This is a genomic window from Halorubrum sp. CBA1229, assembly GCF_003721435.2.
Classification (GTDB): Archaea; Halobacteriota; Halobacteria; order Halobacteriales; family Haloferacaceae; genus Halorubrum.
Map to the genome: position 1 here is coordinate 2,277,346 of NZ_CP054585.1, position 17,318 is coordinate 2,294,663.

Annotated in this window: 18 protein-coding genes; 6 read left to right on the top strand and 12 right to left on the bottom strand. The window is 70.2% G+C overall.

What is annotated here, in order from left to right; translation table 11 throughout:
• Positions 1-25: 25 nt before the first annotated feature.
• Positions 26-919: a thiamine-phosphate kinase gene (gene thiL / locus Hrr1229_RS11315; RefSeq protein WP_123112802.1), complete on the bottom strand. Its 894-nt coding sequence runs from the start codon at positions 917-919 to the stop codon at positions 26-28.
• A 279-nt stretch (positions 920-1,198) separates the two neighbouring features.
• Between thiL and Hrr1229_RS11320 the strand changes: the two genes are divergently transcribed.
• From Hrr1229_RS11320 to aceA, 3 genes are read left to right on the top strand one after another with little or no spacing between them, the layout of a single operon-like run.
• A complete protein-coding gene (locus tag Hrr1229_RS11320; protein WP_123114845.1) occupies positions 1,199-1,513 on the top strand; it encodes a hypothetical protein in 315 nt (104 codons plus the stop codon).
• The gene (locus Hrr1229_RS11325; RefSeq protein WP_123112801.1) at positions 1,510-1,692 is read left to right on the top strand and encodes a hypothetical protein; all 183 of its coding nucleotides are present in this window, start codon (positions 1,510-1,512) and stop codon (positions 1,690-1,692) included. Before Hrr1229_RS11320 ends, Hrr1229_RS11325 begins: the two co-directional genes overlap by 4 nt.
• A 5-nt stretch (positions 1,693-1,697) precedes the next feature.
• Positions 1,698-2,780 (top strand): isocitrate lyase, encoded by a 1,083-nt coding sequence (gene aceA, locus Hrr1229_RS11330; RefSeq protein WP_123112800.1) that lies wholly within the window; start codon positions 1,698-1,700, stop codon positions 2,778-2,780.
• A 111-nt stretch (positions 2,781-2,891) separates the two neighbouring features.
• Here the strand turns inward: aceA and Hrr1229_RS11335 are convergent, their stop codons facing one another.
• The 3 genes from Hrr1229_RS11335 to arcS form a co-directional block, all read right to left on the bottom strand.
• Positions 2,892-3,056: a hypothetical protein gene (locus tag Hrr1229_RS11335; RefSeq protein ID WP_008006832.1), complete on the bottom strand. Its 165-nt coding sequence runs from the start codon at positions 3,054-3,056 to the stop codon at positions 2,892-2,894.
• Positions 3,057-3,130: 74 nt separating this feature from the next.
• Complete coding sequence (locus tag Hrr1229_RS11340; protein ID WP_123112799.1) at positions 3,131-3,826, bottom strand: bacterio-opsin activator domain-containing protein; 696 nt, start codon at positions 3,824-3,826, stop codon at positions 3,131-3,133.
• A gap of 196 nt (positions 3,827-4,022) precedes the next feature.
• Positions 4,023-5,825 carry an archaeosine synthase subunit alpha gene (arcS, locus tag Hrr1229_RS11345; RefSeq protein ID WP_123112798.1) on the bottom strand — a complete coding sequence of 601 codons (1,803 nt, stop codon included), beginning with the start codon at positions 5,823-5,825 and terminating at the stop codon, positions 4,023-4,025.
• 80 nt (positions 5,826-5,905) lie between these two features.
• On the opposite strand from arcS, the gene Hrr1229_RS11350 reads away from it, so the two are divergent.
• Together Hrr1229_RS11350 and Hrr1229_RS11355 are read left to right on the top strand one after the other, a co-directional pair.
• A complete protein-coding gene (locus Hrr1229_RS11350) occupies positions 5,906-6,352 on the top strand; it encodes a pyridoxamine 5'-phosphate oxidase family protein (protein WP_123112797.1) in 447 nt (148 codons plus the stop codon).
• A 367-nt stretch (positions 6,353-6,719) separates the two neighbouring features.
• On the top strand, positions 6,720-7,562 hold the full coding sequence (locus Hrr1229_RS11355) for a halocyanin domain-containing protein (RefSeq protein ID WP_255212491.1): 843 nt from the start codon (positions 6,720-6,722) through the stop codon (positions 7,560-7,562).
• A 493-nt stretch (positions 7,563-8,055) separates the two neighbouring features.
• Here Hrr1229_RS11355 and tgtA read toward each other — a convergent pair whose 3' ends face one another.
• The 8 genes from tgtA to Hrr1229_RS11395 all read right to left on the bottom strand — a co-directional run bounded on the left by tgtA (position 8,056) and on the right by Hrr1229_RS11395 (position 15,404).
• Positions 8,056-9,558 (bottom strand): tRNA guanosine(15) transglycosylase TgtA, encoded by a 1,503-nt coding sequence (gene tgtA / locus Hrr1229_RS11360; RefSeq protein WP_123112796.1) that lies wholly within the window; start codon positions 9,556-9,558, stop codon positions 8,056-8,058.
• 83 nt (positions 9,559-9,641) lie between these two features.
• A complete protein-coding gene (locus Hrr1229_RS11365; RefSeq protein ID WP_123112795.1) occupies positions 9,642-10,418 on the bottom strand; it encodes a Nif3-like dinuclear metal center hexameric protein in 777 nt (258 codons plus the stop codon).
• 44 nt (positions 10,419-10,462) lie between these two features.
• Positions 10,463-11,803 carry a glutamyl-tRNA reductase gene (gene hemA, locus Hrr1229_RS11370; RefSeq protein ID WP_123112794.1) on the bottom strand — a complete coding sequence of 447 codons (1,341 nt, stop codon included), beginning with the start codon at positions 11,801-11,803 and terminating at the stop codon, positions 10,463-10,465.
• Positions 11,800-12,495 carry a bifunctional precorrin-2 dehydrogenase/sirohydrochlorin ferrochelatase gene (locus Hrr1229_RS11375; protein ID WP_123112793.1) on the bottom strand — a complete coding sequence of 232 codons (696 nt, stop codon included), beginning with the start codon at positions 12,493-12,495 and terminating at the stop codon, positions 11,800-11,802. Before Hrr1229_RS11375 ends, hemA begins: the two co-directional genes overlap by 4 nt.
• Positions 12,496-12,526: 31 nt before the next feature.
• Positions 12,527-13,612 (bottom strand): Lrp/AsnC family transcriptional regulator, encoded by a 1,086-nt coding sequence (locus Hrr1229_RS11380; RefSeq protein WP_123112792.1) that lies wholly within the window; start codon positions 13,610-13,612, stop codon positions 12,527-12,529.
• Between the two features lie 66 nt (positions 13,613-13,678).
• The gene (locus Hrr1229_RS11385) at positions 13,679-14,146 is read right to left on the bottom strand and encodes a hypothetical protein (protein ID WP_123112791.1); all 468 of its coding nucleotides are present in this window, start codon (positions 14,144-14,146) and stop codon (positions 13,679-13,681) included.
• Positions 14,147-14,159: 13 nt separating this feature from the next.
• Complete coding sequence (locus tag Hrr1229_RS11390) at positions 14,160-14,561, bottom strand: 30S ribosomal protein S6e (RefSeq protein WP_123112790.1); 402 nt, start codon at positions 14,559-14,561, stop codon at positions 14,160-14,162.
• Between the two features lie 117 nt (positions 14,562-14,678).
• The gene (locus Hrr1229_RS11395) at positions 14,679-15,404 is read right to left on the bottom strand and encodes a lipoate--protein ligase family protein (protein ID WP_123112789.1); all 726 of its coding nucleotides are present in this window, start codon (positions 15,402-15,404) and stop codon (positions 14,679-14,681) included.
• Between the two features lie 160 nt (positions 15,405-15,564).
• Between Hrr1229_RS11395 and Hrr1229_RS11400 the strand changes: the two genes are divergently transcribed.
• A complete protein-coding gene (locus Hrr1229_RS11400) occupies positions 15,565-17,244 on the top strand; it encodes a histidine kinase N-terminal 7TM domain-containing protein (protein ID WP_123112788.1) in 1,680 nt (559 codons plus the stop codon).
• The last annotated feature ends 74 nt before the right edge of the window (positions 17,245-17,318 follow it).

The window sequence follows — 17,318 nt, forward strand, 5'->3', positions numbered from 1 at the left end:
GGTGGTTCGGTCGCCCGACCGGCCCTCACCCGTGCGTGTAGCCGCGGTCGGGGAGCGGGTCGCCGTCGGCGGTCACCCCGTCTGCGGCGTCGATGACGGTTCCCACGCGCGCGAGCCCGCCCGAGCAGGCCTCGCGGGCGTCGTCGAGGTCGCCTTCGGGAACGGTACAGACGAGCTCGAAGTCCTCGCCGAAGTGCGCGGCGAGCTCGAAGCGGTCGGCGGGCCCCTCGGCGACGTCGTCGACCGCGGGATGGACGGGGAGCCGGTCGCTATCGAGCGCGAAGCCGACCTCGCTCGCCTCCGCGAGCTGGTGGAGCGACCGCGCGAGCCCGTCCGAGGAGTCCATCATCGCGGTCGCGCGGCCGGCGAGCGCGACCCCGTCGGCGACGCGGGGCGCGAACCGGAACAGGTCGTTGGCGCGCTCGACCGACGCCTCGTCGCCGCGCTCGAACAGCCGGAGGGCGGCCGCGGACCGCCCCCACTCCCCGGTGACGCAGAGCGCGTCGCCGGGGGCCGCGCCCGACCGCGTCACCGGGCCGGCGTCGGCGACCTCGCCGATCGCGGTCGAGGCGGTCGTGAACTCGTCGTGGCTGTCGAGGTCGCCGCCGACGTAGTCGGCGTCGACCGACTCGCAGACGTCGACCGCGCCGGCGACGAACCGGTCGAGTCGGTCGGGGTCGAATTCGGCGTCGGCGTAGACGGCGACCGCGGCGGTCGCGGTCGCGCCCATCGCCGCCACGTCCGAGAGCGACGCGCCGACCGCTCGCCACCCCGCGGTGTACCGGGTCGTCCCCGGCGGGAAGTCGGTGCGCTCGTGGAGCATGTCGGTCGTGATGACGGTGTCGCCGACGACGGCGGCGTCGTCGCCCGCGTGCGGCAGGTCGGCGGAGAGCCGGCGAAGCGCATCGCGCTCGTTCACGGGCGGGCAAACGCACCCGAGCCGGTTAGAAGGGATCGGTCCGACGCCCGACGATTGCCGCCCCGAGCGCGTCGCCCGCCCGATCGTGCCCCGTGATACCACGCATCATTTAAACAGGTAATACACACTAACGAATATTATCATTATCGATCATTATGTTTATTATCATCCCTCCGAACTCACCGAGTGCAATGTCAGTATCAGTACGCGGACACGGGGCAGCACGACGCGCCGACCGACCGATCACCAGACGACCACCGCAACCACCCACACGACCCGATGACGACACCTGACAAGACCACGACGCCCGAGACGACCCGACCGACAGACCGGCAGACGACTGAGACGACCCGACCGACAGACCGGCAGACGACCGCTGACGCTTCTCCCCGCTCGATCCCCGGCCGCACGCCGATCACCGAGGAAGCGGGTGCGCCGATCGTTCCCGCGACCCGGACGTCGACGACGGGGGCGACCGCGACCGACGCCCCGCGTCGCCCGAGCCCGCCGCCGACCGACGCGGAGCGAGACGCGCCGCTGGTCCCCGACCTGCGTCCGACCCGGACCTCGCGGACCGACGGGGGGTCGCCGTGAGCCCCGTTCCCCTGTCCGGGACCGGCGCCGGTCCCCGACCCGACCCGACGACGTTCACGCGGAGCGCGACCGACCGGTACGCGACGGACCGATCGACGGCCGACCGGCGCGCGACGGATCGAACCACGACCGACAGCGCCGCGACGGCGCGGTCCACCGACGACGACACCGCAGAGTGACATCCATGCATCCCAACGAGCTCGACGACGACGTCTTCGAGAGAGATATCGACAACCCGGCCGGCCGGAAGCTCCGCGAGCTGTTCGCGGAGCAGGAGTACACGTTCGCGCCCGGGATCTACCACGCGCTCGACGCCCGCCTCGCGGAGATGGCGGGCGTCGACGCCGCCTACATGAGCGGCTACTCGACCGTGCTCGGTCAGTTCGGCTTCCCCGATCTGGAGATGGTCACGATGACCGAGATGGTCGAGAACGCCAAGCGCATGGTCGAGGCGACGAACCTCCCGGTTGTCGCCGACTGCGACACCGGTTACGGCGGCGTCCACAACGTCCGGCGCGCGGTCCGCGAGTACGAGAAGGCCGGCGTCGCCGCCGTCCACATCGAGGACCAGACCTCGCCGAAGCGGTGCGGCCACATCGCGGGCAAGCAGATCGCCTCCCGCGAGCAGGCGCGGTCGCGCTTCGAGGCGGCCGTCGACGCCAAGCAGAGCGAGGACACGGTCATCATCGCGCGGACCGACGCGTACGGCTCCGCCAACGGCGACTGGGAGGAGCACCTCGAACGCGGCCGGATCTACGCCGACGCCGGCGTCGACCTCGTCTGGCCGGAGATGCCCGACCCGTCCCGCGAGGACGCGGTCGAGTACGCGGAGACGATCCACGAGACCCATCCCGACCTCGACCTGGCGTTCAACTACTCCTCGTCGTTCGCGTGGAGCGAGCAGGAGGACCCGCTCACCTTCGCAGAGCTCGGCGACCTGGGCTACCAGTACATCTTCATCACCCTGTACGGGCTCCACTCGGGCGCCCACGCGGTGTACGAGGACATGCAGAACATCGCCGAGAACGACGAACAGGCGCAGTTCGACCTGGAGGACCGCTACCTCGGTCACGAGACGGAGAGCCACCACGAGCTCTCCTTCGTCCCGCGGTATCAGGACATCGAGGCGCGGTTCGACCCCGAGGCGTCGGCCCGCCAGGAGGCGTCGGCCGGCTTCACCGAGGAGGAGAACGACCCGATCACCGCCGAAGACGGTGACGCCGAGGGAGAAACGGAGGAGCCGCCGGCCGCCGAGAGCGACGACTGATCGGTAGCGGATCGCGGAACGAGACCGGAACCGTCCGGTCGTCTCGTTTTTCTTTATCTCCGGCGGTCGGTCGCGTTTCGGGGACCGGTGGTCGGACGCCGCGCTCGCGGATCAGGCCGGAAGCGTGTCGATACCGTTGATCTCGACGTAGCCGTAGCCGCACTCGGGGCACCGCCACTTCGTCTTCTCGCCGAGGTGAAGGGTCATCGCCGCGGTCCGGTAGAACGACTGGGTCTCTCCGCACGAGGGACAGTCCACGTCCTTTTCGAGCGCCATGTGCGCGGATCGATCCGGCGCGGTGTTGAAGCTACTGATCCGGCGGCCGCCGCCCGCACGCGCGACTCCGTCCCTCAGGCCCGTCTGAGGGACAGGGCGACGAGCTTCTGTTCGGCGGCCCGGAGGTGCTGATGGAACGTCGCCGGACAGATCCCGAACCGCTCGGCGAGCTCCTCGGCGGTGACCTCCCGCGGCCAGTCGTAGTACCCGGCGTCGTGGGCCGCTCCGAGGATCTCCCGCTGGCGATCGGTCATATCCGTCTCGAGGGCCGCCCGGAGACACTCCTGCCCGAATATTGGTGTCCCGTAGGACTGCTCTCGCTTGACCCTCAGCTCGGCGTCCGGATAGGCGTCGGTGAAGTCGTTTACGACCGTCGAGACGTCCTCGGACGGCGGGACCTCCGCCCCGACGGTCCCGCTCCCGCCTCGGCTCTCGACGGTGCAGGGGAGCGCGCCGGACTCACCGAGAAAGACCGCCGGACAGCCGTCGTCCACGACGAACTCGAATAACGCCTCGTCCGTGAACCGCTCGACGAGACGCGCCTCCACCGACGGGTGGTCGAGGGCCTGCGCGAGGACGGACTCGGGGTCGACGCCGCTGACCGAGAAGAACTCGGCGTAGCTCCCCGCTCCCCGCGGGATGAACTCCCTCAGCAGCGCCGCTGCGCCGTCCGCCTCGGACACCGCGACGAACGGGTACTCGGAGCTCGAAAGGGCGAATTCGACGTAGGTCACCCGTTCGTCCGCCCGGGGGGAATCCTGGGAGGTCATGAGGGACCGTTCACTATTGACCCGTTTCACTCTTGTCCCGCGCCGACCGCGACGGCGCGGCTGCGGGTTCGAGCGCAGAGGAGCGGGACGAAATACGGCAAAGCTAGGCGCGTGCCTCTGACGATAATACGTTACGGCCGCATCCGCTTAGTCGCACACCCCAACTGCTTCGGTGTGGGTCCCGCGACCCGCGGGGTCACTTCTCGTCCACGTGCCGGACCTCGCTGGCGACGCCGCGCGTCGAGTCGACCATCTCCGGCCCGGACATCTCGGCGCGGCCGACCGCGAACGCCTTCGGCCCCTCGATGACGACCTCGTCGCCGACGCGGATGTCGTCGTCCGCGTCGACGACGCCGGGCGCCAAGACGGAGCCGTGCGGGACGAACGGGTCGATCCGGACCCGTTTCGTGGGGGCGTCGCTCTCGACCCAGCGGCGCGCGCCGGCGAGGGTGAACGAGAGGGTGCCGTACTGGGGGACCATCGTCGCGAGCTGCTCGCCCGGCTCGCCCTCGCGGCCGGCGTCGGGGTCGTCGCCCCACACCTGCAGCTTGGGGTACCGTCCGGTGGTTCGAATGTCCGCCTCGCCCGGCCCGCCGAACAGGTCGTCGCCCGCGCCGTCGCCGAGGAGGTAGTCGGCGATCGCCCGGACCGTGTTGTGCTCGCGCTCGCGCTTGCTGTAGGCGGGCTCGCCCTGCAGGGTCGCGTTCAGCTCCCCGAGCGACTCGTCGCTCGTCGGGTGGCCGACGCACGTGTACTCGAACGGGACGTCGACCGCGGGGTCGCTCGCGACGCGCTCGCAGATCTCGCGGTAGCCGTGGTCGGGGACGTGCGCGATCACCCGCGAGTAGTCGTTCCGCGTCAGATACCGCCGGAGCACCTCGGCGACGAAGCCGATCTCGTCTTCGCTCCAGTCGCCAGTGACGACCGCGTCGTAGTGCTGGGCGGGGTACGTCGTCTCCAGTTCCTGAGGCACCACGCCGATCGGCGAGGTCATCGAGACGGTGTGGCCGCGCCACTGGATCGCGTCGTGGAACTGCCCGTGGCTCTGGGAGTCGCTGTACGGCTTCGTCGCCGAGCAGGGGACCAACACGAGCGGCTGATCCGTGAACCGGTTCCGGTACCGGCTCGTCACCCGGTCGGCGAACCGCCGGATCTCGACGCGGTCCAGCGTCTCCGCGGTCGCCGCGGTCACCTCGGCGTCGCGCATCAGCGGCGTGCGCTCCTCGACGTACCCCCACTGATCGTCGAACTCGCGGAACGCGGCCGTGAGCCACTGCTCGTGGCGGGTCTGCCCTTCGATGTAGTCGCGCAGGCGACCCGCGCGGATCCGCTCGCGCACGCGGCGGAGCTCCGCGCGGAGCGCGTTCACGTTGTGCTCGGCGCAGTCGGCGCGGGTGAATTCGTCGCGGGGTCCCGCGCAGGCGGGACAGGCGCACGGCAGCTCGTCGAGATCCTCGAGGAAGTGCTCGGCGTCGGCCGTGAGGTATCGCCCCTGCGTCCCCTTCGCCCGGGCGAGCGTCGCGTCCACGAGGTCGACGCCGGCGTACGCGAGGACGGCGACGTTCAGCGGCGTGGCGACGCCCGAAAGCATAAGGGCGGTGTCGGCCGGCAGCGCCGCCTTCGCGGCGACGATTGCGTCGCGGAACGCCTCGCCGTGGCCGACGAACCCGGACGCGTCCGAGAGCAGGTACGCGTCGGCGCCGACGTCGCGGGCGCTCTCGCTGTCGACGACGGCGGCAGAGGGGTAGTCGACATCCGGGTGGTCGACCGCGAACGACTCGCGGACCTCCTCGCGGGTCCCCGCGGGGAACGAGCGGTGCGGCAGGACCGTGAGCGCGTCGTCGCCGCCGTCCGGGACCTCGCGCTCGCCGGCCCAGAGGCTGCCGGCGTCCGCTAAGAAGGGGTCCGCGAGCGCCGGCGTCGTCACCGGCTCGGCGAGCCGTAGCTCCCCGAGTCGGGCGGCGCCGTCGCGCTCGTGGACCTCGAAGTGGTCGGTCATACTCCCCCTCGCGCGGGGACGGTCAATTCTCTTGTGTTCCGCGCCGCAACCGTTAGGGACGACCCGTCCGAAGGGATCGCATGGAGCCCTCCGGCCCGTGGGACCGCGACCGCGTCGACGAGTTCCTGACCGACGCCCGCGTCCCGGTGCGCCTCGGTTGTCGCACGCCCGCGGACGACCCGTGGATCGTCTCGCTGTGGTTCTCGTGGGACGGCGCCGTCCACTGCGCGACGAGCGCCGACGCAGACGTCGTCTCGTTTCTCACGCACGACGACCACGTCTCCTTCGAGGTGTCGACGAACGATCCCCCGTATAAAGGCGTCAGGGGCCGCGGCCGCGCGACGGTGTCGCCGGACGCGGAGAAGGAGCTGCTGCGCGCCCTGCTGGAGCGGTATCTGGATGGCGTCGACAACCCGACCGGGGACCGGCTCCTCCGGCCGGAGCGCGAGGAGGTGCGGATCCGGATCGAGCCGGAGCGACTCCACACGTGGGACTACTCGAAGCGGATGGGGTCGGGAGAGGAGTAGCGTCGCGCGGCTGTTTCAGCTCCGGTCGCTGTTGAACTTCTCAGAACGCGACGGGAAGTGGCACTGAATACAGAGGATGTAGTTAGGTACGGCGACTGCGTTATGTTCTCTCTGAATCCAGAATCAACCGAGAGGTCGTGCTGCAAATGGAATACGGCTCTTCTACCGTGGGCGAAGAATACCTTCAGGAGCGAAGATAGTGAGACCGAGTAGACCACCCAACAAGAGAATCGCGGTGACACGCGCTCCGTCTGTACCTGTTGATACTCCGTCTGAGGTGACTCAGCGAGTTCAGACAGACCAGTTCTAAGTAACTGGGAACTGGCATTAATACTGTATATATTCACAGGCCAACGACCACGCGCAGATGCCCTCCAATAATCGCCGTACGTTCATAGGCGCAAGTGTAGCTGCTGGATTCGGGTCGCTGGCCGGGTTCAATCGACTCCAAGCACACGACAGTTCGACTCCTGCAGCGGACGAAAGCGACGGTGAATCCTCTCTGGACACATGGCTCGCAGCCGCGAATGATCCACAGACGAAACAGGTCCTCGACCTCCGGTATGATGATCCACCGACGGTGTATCTCGGTGTGTCGAATACGAAATCGTTCTCTCCGCCCGCGATCAAGGTTGCCCCGGACACAACTGTCACCTGGGAGTGGGTCGGAGAGAGTGCGGAGTACAACGTAGTCGCTACCGACGGGACGTTCGACAGCGGTCAGGCGGTTGCGAGGATCGGAGAGACATTCGAGTACACGTTCGACGCAGAAGGGACGCACAGATACGTCAGCGAGCCGCATGCCGACGCGGGCATGAAGGGTGTCGTCGTGGTCGATACGGCCCCGTCGAGCGGGTACCCAACTGTAGATAAGTGGCTCGCCGGAACGAACGAGTACGACGGAACTATCACAGACCAAACGTCCACCAGTCTCGTTGAAATTACCACCGGGGCGAACGGCAACGGTGGCCCATTCGCGTTCGATCCACACGCAGTGAAGGTATCACCCGGAACGACGGTCCGATGGTCGTGGACCGGGACGGGCGGCGCACACAACATCGTCTTCGAGGACACCGATCTCGGTGGTGAAACTCTCCACACCGAGTCCGGCGTCCACTTCGAAGAAACGTTCTCCGAGACGGGCGTCTTCAGGTACTCTTGTCGACCCCACCGCGATATTGGACACCGCGGTGCCATCGTTGTTGAGTGATTTCAGGCTCATTTGTTCTTGATTTTGCGTTGAAACCCTGTTCTTTAGACGCAAGACTGGTTAAAACGGCGGAAAGCCTGAGACCACGTATTGATCATCGAGGGTCAGATGTCGGTGGGGGGTTCCGGCACCGCTGGAATGGTAGTTCATCTGCCCCAACATCGTCGCTCCCTCCATCACCGAACTACTATCGGTTCTCATATTTTGGTTTGGTCTCTGTGTCCTCTTTCTCGCAGCGATTACCAACGCAAAAGTGGGTACAATACAACGATGGGCATAGTCGGACGACTGATTGGTACTCTGATCGCGGCCGGAGCACTGCTAATCGCATTTGTGAGGGTAGCCTTGGAGCCGGGACGTAGCAGTTACGTGTGGTCCCTGTACTGAGAGATCACTCCCTTCCGCAGATCGGCCCGGTTCGTCCCACATTCGCGCTCTGTAATCAGCACGACCGCTGAAAGCTGGCTCTGCTTGAGGGATTCAACGACCCCCGTTACCCGGATCGCCCGAGCGTCCGCAGGTCCTCCGTCTCGACGCGGTCGGGAACGGCGTCGAGCGCCGCCTCGGGCCAGCCGTCGTGGCCGAGCGTGATCTCGGTCTTGGGGTTCGCCGACGCGAGCGCGGCGACGCCCTCGGCCGCGGTGACCCGCGCCGCGTCGTCGAGCCGCTCCGGGACCTCCGCGGTGAGCGGGTACGTCTCCGAGAGCGCCCGCGGGAAGGGGCCGAACGGCGGTTTCACGCGCCACACCGCGTCGTAGTCGTGCGTCGACGGCGCGTTCGACTCCGTGAGCAGCAAGCGGCCCGGCGCCTCCAACCGGGCGAGCCGATCGCGGTGCCGGCGGACCTCCGGGCGCCGGGCCGACTCGTGGGAGGTGTAGAAGAAGGCGTCCTTCGAGACGGGATCGGTGCGCTCCAGCTCGTCGGCGTGGTCGAGCAGCGCCCGGTAGCCGTCGAGCATCGCGGGGTGACCGCGGGCGCGCCGGTCGACCAGTTCGAGGAGGTTCCCCGACCGGATCGCGGCCTTCACGCGCCGGAGCTCCTCGAAGGTGACGTGGAGGTTGTGTTCGGCCAGCAGCCGCTCAGGGGACGCGTCGGCGTCGGGGTCCTCCTCGAGCCCGCGGAGCTCCGCCGGCGTGTGCTCGGCGCAGACCGGACACGAGCAGGGGAAGTACTCCATCTCCTCGAGGTGTTCGGTGCCCGAGACGGTCAGGTAGCGCCCATCGCGCGCCATCAGCGCGTAGGCGGCCGAGTCGAACAGGTCGCAGCCCGCGGCGACCGCCAGCGCGAGCATCATCGGGTGGCCCGCGCCGAACAAGTGGACGGGCGCGTCCGGGTCGAGCCCGCGCTTCGCGGCCCGCACCGCCTCGACGACCTCGGCGTAGCGGTAGGAGTTGAGCAGCGGCACCATCGCGCCGACCGGGAACACGTCGAGGTCCGTGGCCGTCGCGTGTCGCCCGGCTTCCTCGCGGAGGTCCGGGAACGTCGATCCCTGTACGGGGGCGTTGACGAGCATTTCGCCGGTCTCCGCGGCCGCCGCGTCGGCGAGGGCGCGCTCCGTGGTTTCCAACTCCCGCTCGGCGCGCTCGCGGTCGACGTCCGGCGGCGTCGGGACGTCGACCGGGGTCGCCACGTCGCTCCCGATACGCCGCTGGAACTCGATGATCTCCTCGGTGGTCACGTCGATGTCGCCGTACTCGGCGAGCTGGAAGGAGCCGGAGTCGGTCATGATCGCGCCGTCGAACCCGAGGAAGTCGTGGAGCCCCTCCTCAAGCACCCGATCCCGGATCCGGTCCGTGCTCCGGATGATGTAGGAGTTGGTGATCAGCATCTCCGCGCCGAACTCCTCGCGGAGCCGCGACGGCTCGACCGTGAGCACGTTGGGGTTGACGACCGGCAGCAGCGCCGGCGTCTCGACCGTGACGCCGGCGCGGGGGACCTCCAGCCGGCCGATCCGCCCGGCCGCGTCGTGGTCCCGGATCTCGAAGTGATCGCGCATACCCGGAGTGGACGGACGCGGGCGGTAAGGGTTGCGTTCGGGGGCGACGGGCCGGGGACCCTCGCGGAGTCCGATCGATCCCCTCAGAGCCCAGTCGGGTGGCTCACGTACTCCGTCTCCAGTCCCCACTCCGCCGACAGCGACTCGAGTGACCGCACCCCGAACGTCTCGGTCGCGTAGTGCCCCCCGAGGAACACCGTGATCCCGGCCTCCCGCGCGTCGTGGTAGACCTGCTGCTTCCCCTCGCCCGTGATCAGCGCGTCGGCGCCGGTCGCCGCGGCCTCGTCGAGCCAGTCGACGCCGGAGCCCGTGACGACCGCGACGCGCTCGATCTCGTCGGGCCCGAAGTCGATCACGCGCGTCGGCGACTCCTCGCCGTCGGGCTGCCCCTCGAACCCGTCGAGCGTCTCCCGGAGCGACGCGGCCGGGAGCGGCTCCGGCAGCTCCCCCGCCGTCCCGATCGTGACCGGGCCGATCTCGCCGAACGGGTCGCGGTCTTCGAGGCCGATCGCCTCCGCGACGCCGGCCGCGTTGCCGAGGTCGGCGTTGCCGTCCAGCGGGAGGTGCGAGACGTACAGCGCGATGTCGCGCTCGATCAGCGCCTCGACCCGGTCGTACGTCCGCCCGGTGACGCGGTCGAAGCCCCCCCACGAGATCCCGTGGTGAACGACGAGGACGTCGGCGCCCGCGTCGGCCGCGGCCTCGATCGTCGCCTCGGCGGCGTCGACCGCGACGGCGACGCGCTCGACCTCGGCGTCGTCCGGTCCGACCTGTAGCCCGTTCGCGCTGGCGTCGACGTCGGCGTACGCCGCCGTGTCGAGTTCGTCGTCGAGCCGTTCCGCGTACTCGGAGAGTCGCATGCTCACCGGTACGCCCGGGGGAAAATAAAGGACGGCGACCGCGGTCAGTCGTCCAGCTCCTCGGCGACCGACTCCGGCGGGCCGTCGATCTCGGGGCCGCTCCCCTCGCTCGCCGACTCTCCGCCCGGGACCTCCGGCGGCGCGTCGAACTCGGGGTCGAACAGCTGGAGCGCGGTCCGGATCGTCTCCCAGTCGTCCTCGCCGGCGGCGTCGCGCAGCGAGCTGGTGGGGGCCGCGAGCAGCTGTCCGACCAAGGCGTCGGCCATATCCTCGACGGTCTCGCGCTGCTCCTCGGTCAGCCCGCCCTGCGCCTCCAGCTTCGAGAGCGCGCGGTCGACCTCGCGGGCCTTCACGCGGTCGGCGCCCGCGTACATCGCGGAGATGGCGTCGTCCGCGCGCTTGCGCTTGTACGCCTGCAGGATGCGGTCGAGCTCCTCGTCGATGATCGCCTCGACGTCGCGCGCCTCCGCCTCGCGGCTCTCGCGGGTCCGCCGCGTCACGTCTTCCAGCGCGTCGATGTCGTACAGCGTCAACCCGTCGCGGTCGGCAACCGTCGGGTCGACGTCCCGCGGCTGCGCGATGTCGATGCAGACGAGCCGTCCCGCGTCCGCGACGTGTCCCGGCTCGATCACCGGCTCCGGGCTTCCGGTCGCCGAGATAACGAGGTCGGCGTCGGGGACGACCGCCGGCAGGTCGGCGAGCGAGACGGCCTCCGCGGGCGTGTCAACCTCGCCGGCGACGAACTCCGCGTTCGGCACCGTCCGGTTGGCGACGACGATATCGGAGACGGCGGTGTCGTCGAGCGTCCGCGCCGCGAGCGTTCCCATCTCGCCGGCGCCGACCACGACCGCCGACCCGTCGGTGAGGTCGATCTCGGTCGCGGCCAGCCGGACCGCGGCCGAGCCGAGGGAGACGACCCCCTCGTTGATCGAGGTCTCGTTGCGTGCGCGCTCGCCGACGTGCAGCGCCTTCGTCACCGCGTCCTTCAGGACGGGGCCGATGCCGCCCGCGGACTTCGACTCCTCGTACGCCTCCCGCAGCTGGCCGCTAATCTGGTCCTCGCCGAGCACGAGCGACTCCAGCCCGGCGGCGACGCGCATCAGGTGTTCCAAGCTCTCCTCGTGGTCGAGTCGGCGGACCGCGCCGCCGCGGATGTCGGGGGCGAACGACGCCAGCGCGTCGGCCCCGTCGACGGTCCGGTCGGTGACGACGAACGCCTCCGAGCGGTTGCACGTCTGGAGGGCGAACGCCTCCTCGACGCCGTCGCGCGCGAGCAGGTCCGAGACGGTCGCGCGGACGCCGTCGCCGCCGGCCGACTCGATCTCGTCGACCGTCGCGCGGGCGTGAGCGACGCTCACACCGGCGATGGCTCCCGTCTCCTTCATCTGTTGAGTTCCTCCTCGATCACGGAATACGCCTCTTTCCGACCGTTGGATCTCCCCTTTTGTAAACCCTTCCAAACCCCCTCGGATCGCACGACACGACGGATTGCCTCCCGACGCGCCTCGGGGTCGACCCCCCGATCTCTGAGCTCCGCGCGGAGCTCGCCGGAGAGCTCCGCCATCGCCCCCGCACCGTCGATCTCGGCCTCGACGCGCTCGCGGAGCGCCTTCGCGAGCGCCGGGCTCGCGCCCCCGGTCGAGAGGGCGACCGTGACCGGCGCGTCCTCGACGGTCGCCGGAACGACCACGCTCCGTACGTCGCGCGACCCCGACCGGTCCGCGGTCGACACGTCCGTCCGATTGACGAGCAGGTCGGCCTCAAGCGCGGCGGCTTCGGCCGCGGCGTTGACGGCGACGTCGTCGGTGGCGGCGACCACGAGGGCCGGTCCGAGGCGATCGATCCAGTCTCCGACCGCGTCGGGGTCCGGGGCGGCGCGGACCAGCTCAACGGTCGGGCCCTCCGCCCCGCTCCGGTCGCCCTCCCCCGCGAGGTCGACGAGCCGGTCGTCGAACGCCGGGCTCACGACGACGACGCGGGCCTCGGCGGCGAACCGCGACGCCTTCCGCGCGCCCACGGCCCCGCCGCCGAACACGAGCACCGTCTCCCCGGCGAAGTCGTGGTAGAGCGGGATCACGTCGGGCACCTCCGGACCGCAGCGAAACGGCTCACGCCGTGTTGCTGTCGGCGCGGTCGGCGATCCGGATCCCCGTCTTCTTCAAGATCCGCGTGGAGAACAGCGTGTCCCAGTCGTCGGCGCCGACGTCCCAGTGCTCGTCCATCAACTCTTTCACCTCCGCGATTCGCCGCTCGCTCTCGGCCTCCGTCCGACCGTGGGTCATCGCGAAGAAGTTGTACTGCCAGACGCCCGCGTGGCGTGGGCGTTCGTAGCAGTGCGTGACGAAATCGAGCGAGGCGACGGCGGGCCCGACCTCGTCGAGGGCGTCCTCGGGCACGTCCCAGACGGTCATCCCGTTCTCCGTGTAGCCGAGCGCGTAGTGGTTCGGGATCACGCCGACGCGGCGCACCTTCCCCTCCGCCTCGAACCGCTTGATCGTCTCGATCACCCACCCGACGTCCGCGTCGAGCGCGGCCGCCACGTCGGCGTACGGTGTCTCCGTGATCGGGAGCCCGCCCTGGATCTCGACGACGAGGTCGCGCTCGGCGGGCGTGAGCGTCCCCCGCTCGCTCGGCGTGACAGCCGGACCGAGATCGGACAGGTCGACGTCGCCGTCGGGAACCGGACCGTCGACGAGGAACTTCGCGCCGACGTGGAACTCCCGGAGCTTCGGCAGGTTGTACGTCTCTTGGCCCGTCGCCGTCTCGATCTCGGCGAGCACCTCCTCGACCCGGTCGCCCCCGTCCTTGTCGGGGTCTGGGTGATCGGCGACGCTTACCACGAACCACATGTTGAGGTGCGGGTGCTCGCGCTCGTAGTTGTGCGCGACCGCGGTGAACTCGTTGACGGTCTCCGCGATCGCGTCGTAGCGGTCCTCGGGCGCGTGCATCGCGACCAGCGACGCCGCCCCGCCGATCTCCTCGGCGTTGACGAGCGCGCCGAACCGCGAGAGGATCCCCTCCTCGTCGAGCTCGCGGACGCGGTCGCACAGCTCGGCCCCGGTCACGTCGACGCCGTGCTCCCGCAGCGCCGCCGCGGCCGGCTCGAAGGGCCGCTCGGTCACCGGAAACCCGCCCTGGAAGGCGTTGATGATCCCGCGGTCGAGCGCCGTCAGATCCGCGTCGACCTCTCTCATGCCTCCCGATCGGGTCCGAGCGAGAATAAGCGATCCGACACCGACCCGACCGGTTCGGCGTCCGTCTCAGCCGTCGAGGTCGCGAGCGATGTCCGCGAGCGACGACGGCGGCCCGCGCGTCGCCTCGTACACGGTCCGCTCGCCCGGGACCCGGAGCCCGTACAGCTCCCCCGGCACGACGACGTCGAGGACGACGCTGTCGCCCGGCTCGCGGCCGTTCGCGTCGAGCCACGCGACCAAGCGGTTCTCCCCCTCGCCCGCCTCCCGCGCGAGCCGTCGGTTATCGAACGCGCCGCGGATCAGCCGTCCGGAGCTGTCGGCCGTCACCGGCGCGTGGTTCTCCTCCCGGTCGAACGCGACTCGGATCACGTCGCCGGCGCTCATCGACAGCGACTCGCAGGTCCCCGACTCGACGCGGCCGGCGAGCTCGTCGTCTTCGGGGATACGCACGCAGGGGCGGCGAGTGCCGCCGCTCCGGGCGAGCGAGACGCGTATCGAGGCGACGCCCTCGTCGTCGGAGGGAACGCGGGGCATCGAAAAGGGGCGCTTACTCCTCGTCGGCGTCGTCGCCGTCGTCCTCGCCGAGCGCTGCGGCGACGTCGTCGCCCTCGACGACAGAGACGTTGATCTGCGCGACGTCGTCGTCGATCTCGCGGCCGCGGACGGTGATGCGCTTGCGCTCGCCCTCGCGGGACGGCTTGAAGCCCACGCCGCCCTCTAAGAGGAGCTCCTTCAGGCGGGTGCCCGAGACGTCCTCGCGCATCGGTCGACCGGTCTCGTCGGAGCCGCCGGTGATCTCGACCGTGTGCTCGGAGAGGCCGACGGCGTCACCGCCGATCTCGTCGCCGATCTCTCGACCGAGGAACCGGTTGGCGTCCTGTCCGTCGACCTCTCGCTGGAACGTCTCGCCGCTCTCGGGGTCGGCGATGACGACTTTGAATTCGGCCATGGGCGAACCGAGACCCCCGCGAATAAAAAGCACGTCGAAACCGCGATCGGGCCCGATCGGCCCGGGAACCCGATTCGGCGGAGAGATTCCACGCCGGTCTCGACTCGACGGCCGCGCTCACCGCTCGGCGTCGATCCGCTCGACCCGCCGCGACCCGTCTCCCCACGGGCCGTCGACGAACGCGTCCTCCAGCGCCCGAACGACGCGTTCCGGGTCGTCGGGTCCGCCGGCGCCCGCGACGCTGCCGACCGTCTCCGGGTCGAACGACACGTCGAGCGCGTCGTAGACGGCGTCGCTGACGGCGGCGACCTCCCGCGCATCGCCCGGCGAGACGACGACGCAGCCGGCGACCAGCGCCGCGTCCGCGCGGACGCGCTGGGCGATTCCCGACACCTTCCCGCCGCCGGCGACGCGCACGGAGTGGTCGCCCGGGCAGAACGACGCCGCCGGCTCGCCGGCGACGACGTCGGCGCCGAGCCCCCGGAGCGTCTCGGTGACCGTCTCGACGGCGTGGTCGTACCGCTCCGCGATCGACCCGCGCGAGCCGCTCCCCGCCGCGTCGCCGCCCAGCGGGATCGCGTGCGCAAACGCGATCGTCTCCCCGGCGTACGCGACGGCTCGCCCGCCGACGTCGCGCTCGACCGGGCGGAACCCGCGGTTCGCGGCGACCCGCTCGGCCCGCTCGAAGCCGTCCTCGCGGGCGTCGCGGCGGCCGAACGCGACTTGTCGGGTCGGCGTCCACACGCGGAGTCCGGGGGTTCCGTCGCCCGCGACTGCGAGGAGCGCCGCCGTTCGCTCCCGGTCCGCGTCGGGGTCCGCGATCTCCCCTCTGAGTACGCGCATATCGGTATCACAGGCGGTGGCGGACAAGCCGGTTTCGGCCGCCGCCGGCACTCCGCTCGCGGGAGAACCCGGCGGCCGCGTCGTCGTCCGGTCGCCGACGGTCGCCGTCCCGGAGTATGACACAAACGTTTTGCCGGCCCTCTGATTGGGTCACGTATCGATGAGCGATCTCGGCGCGCTGCCGGTCCGAGCGTACCTCGCAGCTTGCCTGCTCGCCGGGGTCATCGGGCTGTGGCTCGGCGGGATCGCGTGGCGGGAGCGCGACCAGCCGGGCGGCACCGAGGTCGCGCTCTACCTGCTCTGCGGCGGCGGAATCTCGCTTTTGTACGCCGTCAGGGTCGCGAGCGCGAGCGAGCTGACCATGGTCGTCACGCTCAACCTTGCGACGCCGCTCGTCGCGGCAATTCCCGGACTCTGGACGGCGTTCACGCTCGCGTTCGCCGGCCACGATCAGTGGCGGACGGAGCACCGGATCGTCGCGCTAGCGACGCCCCCGTTCGCCTGGGTCCTGCTCGCGTGGTCGAGCGCCACCCACGGGCTCTCTCGGCGCTCGCTCACCCCGGTCGTCGAGGGGCCGTTCACGCTTCTCTCGTTCGATCTGGGCCTCGCTGACGTCGGGTTCGTCCTGTACGCCTACGCGCTCTGCCTCGTCGGCGTCCTCGTCGTCGTCGACCTCTACCAACGGACCGGGAACCGGTACCGACTCCAGACGTTCGTGATCCTGCTCGGGACGCTGTTCCCGTTCCTCGGCGGGATCGCGACCGTCGTGGACCTCGGTAGCTACGCGAACCTCGCTTGGTTCCCGTCGGCGCTCGTCGTCCACGGCGTCTTCCTGTACGGGACTGTGTTCTGGCTCGGGACGCTCGACGCCGCGGTCGTCGCCCGCGACACCGCCGTCGAGGTGATGCAGGACCCGGTGATCGTGGCGGGGTCCGACGGCCGGATCCGCGATCTCAACCCCGCCGCCGAGGCGCTGCTCCCGCCGGACGCCGTCGGCTCGTCGCTCTCGGCGGTGTTCCCGCGGCTGGAGACTGGCGTGGAACACCCGATCACCATCGGCGGGCGGCAGTTCGACATTCAGGAGGACCCGATAACGGACCCCCGCGGGACGGACCGCGGTCACGTGTTCCTCCTCCGCGACGTGACCGAGCGCGAACGGCGACAGTCGGAGCTAGAGCGCCGCGAGGCCGAACTCGAGCGACAGAACGAGCGCCTGGAGGACTTCGCCGGCGTCGTCTCCCACGACCTCCGGAACCCGCTCGCGGCGGCGACCGCGGCGGTCGAGCTCGCGCGTCACGACGGCGGCGAGAACGACGACGCGCTCGACCGGGCGGCGAACGCCCACGAGCGGATGGACGACCTCATCGAGGGGCTCCTCTCGCTGGCGACCGCGGGCCGCTCCGTCGACTCCGCGGACCGGGTGTCCCTCGAGGCGACGGTCCGGCGGGTCTGGTCGCGGCTCGAGTCGGCGGACGCGACGCTGTCGGTCGAGGGGCCGGACGCGACGGTGCTCGCCGACGGCGACCGGCTCGAACAGCTGCTCTCGAACCTGTTCCGCAACGCCATCGAACACGCGGGTGACGACGTCGCGGTGCGGGTCGATATCGAACGCCGCCCGGACGGCGTCGCGCTCGCCGTCGCCGACGACGGCCCCGGGATCCCGCCGGACCAGCGATCGCAGGTGACCGAGCGCGGCGTCTCGCTCGGGGGCGGGACGGGGCTCGGGCTCGCGATCGTCGTCGACATCGCCGAGGCGCACGGGTGGGAGCTCTCCGTCGAGGAGTCCGAGTCGGGCGGCGCTCGCTTCGTGATCGGCGGGATCGAGCCTGCGGACGACTGAGGCGATGTCGGGAGGCGGGTGCGACGCCCCGACGCCGTCCCGCGCCGATCGCCTCCGCCGACGGCCACTTGTGG

Excerpts from the sequence above, each read along its gene's own strand:
- tgtA (WP_123112796.1), bottom strand. The coding sequence starts at position 9,558 with ATGCGCGATCACTTCGAGATCCGGGACCACGACGCGGCCGGGCGGATC.
- aceA (WP_123112800.1), top strand. The coding sequence starts at position 1,698 with ATGCATCCCAACGAGCTCGACGACGACGTCTTCGAGAGAGATATCGAC.
- Hrr1229_RS11355 (WP_255212491.1), top strand. The coding sequence starts at position 6,720 with ATGCCCTCCAATAATCGCCGTACGTTCATAGGCGCAAGTGTAGCTGCT.
- Hrr1229_RS11340 (WP_123112799.1), bottom strand. The coding sequence starts at position 3,826 with ATGACCTCCCAGGATTCCCCCCGGGCGGACGAACGGGTGACCTACGTC.
- Hrr1229_RS11320 (WP_123114845.1), top strand. The coding sequence starts at position 1,199 with ATGACGACACCTGACAAGACCACGACGCCCGAGACGACCCGACCGACA.
- Hrr1229_RS11335 (WP_008006832.1), bottom strand. The coding sequence starts at position 3,056 with ATGGCGCTCGAAAAGGACGTGGACTGTCCCTCGTGCGGAGAGACCCAG.
- arcS (WP_123112798.1), bottom strand. The coding sequence starts at position 5,825 with ATGACCGACCACTTCGAGGTCCACGAGCGCGACGGCGCCGCCCGACTC.
- Hrr1229_RS11395 (WP_123112789.1), bottom strand. The coding sequence starts at position 15,404 with ATGCGCGTACTCAGAGGGGAGATCGCGGACCCCGACGCGGACCGGGAG.
- Hrr1229_RS11380 (WP_123112792.1), bottom strand. The coding sequence starts at position 13,612 with ATGAGAGAGGTCGACGCGGATCTGACGGCGCTCGACCGCGGGATCATC.
- Hrr1229_RS11365 (WP_123112795.1), bottom strand. The coding sequence starts at position 10,418 with ATGCGACTCTCCGAGTACGCGGAACGGCTCGACGACGAACTCGACACG.
- Hrr1229_RS11400 (WP_123112788.1), top strand. The coding sequence starts at position 15,565 with ATGAGCGATCTCGGCGCGCTGCCGGTCCGAGCGTACCTCGCAGCTTGC.
- Hrr1229_RS11385 (WP_123112791.1), bottom strand. The coding sequence starts at position 14,146 with ATGCCCCGCGTTCCCTCCGACGACGAGGGCGTCGCCTCGATACGCGTC.
- hemA (WP_123112794.1), bottom strand. The coding sequence starts at position 11,803 with ATGAAGGAGACGGGAGCCATCGCCGGTGTGAGCGTCGCTCACGCCCGC.
- Hrr1229_RS11350 (WP_123112797.1), top strand. The coding sequence starts at position 5,906 with ATGGAGCCCTCCGGCCCGTGGGACCGCGACCGCGTCGACGAGTTCCTG.
- Hrr1229_RS11390 (WP_123112790.1), bottom strand. The coding sequence starts at position 14,561 with ATGGCCGAATTCAAAGTCGTCATCGCCGACCCCGAGAGCGGCGAGACG.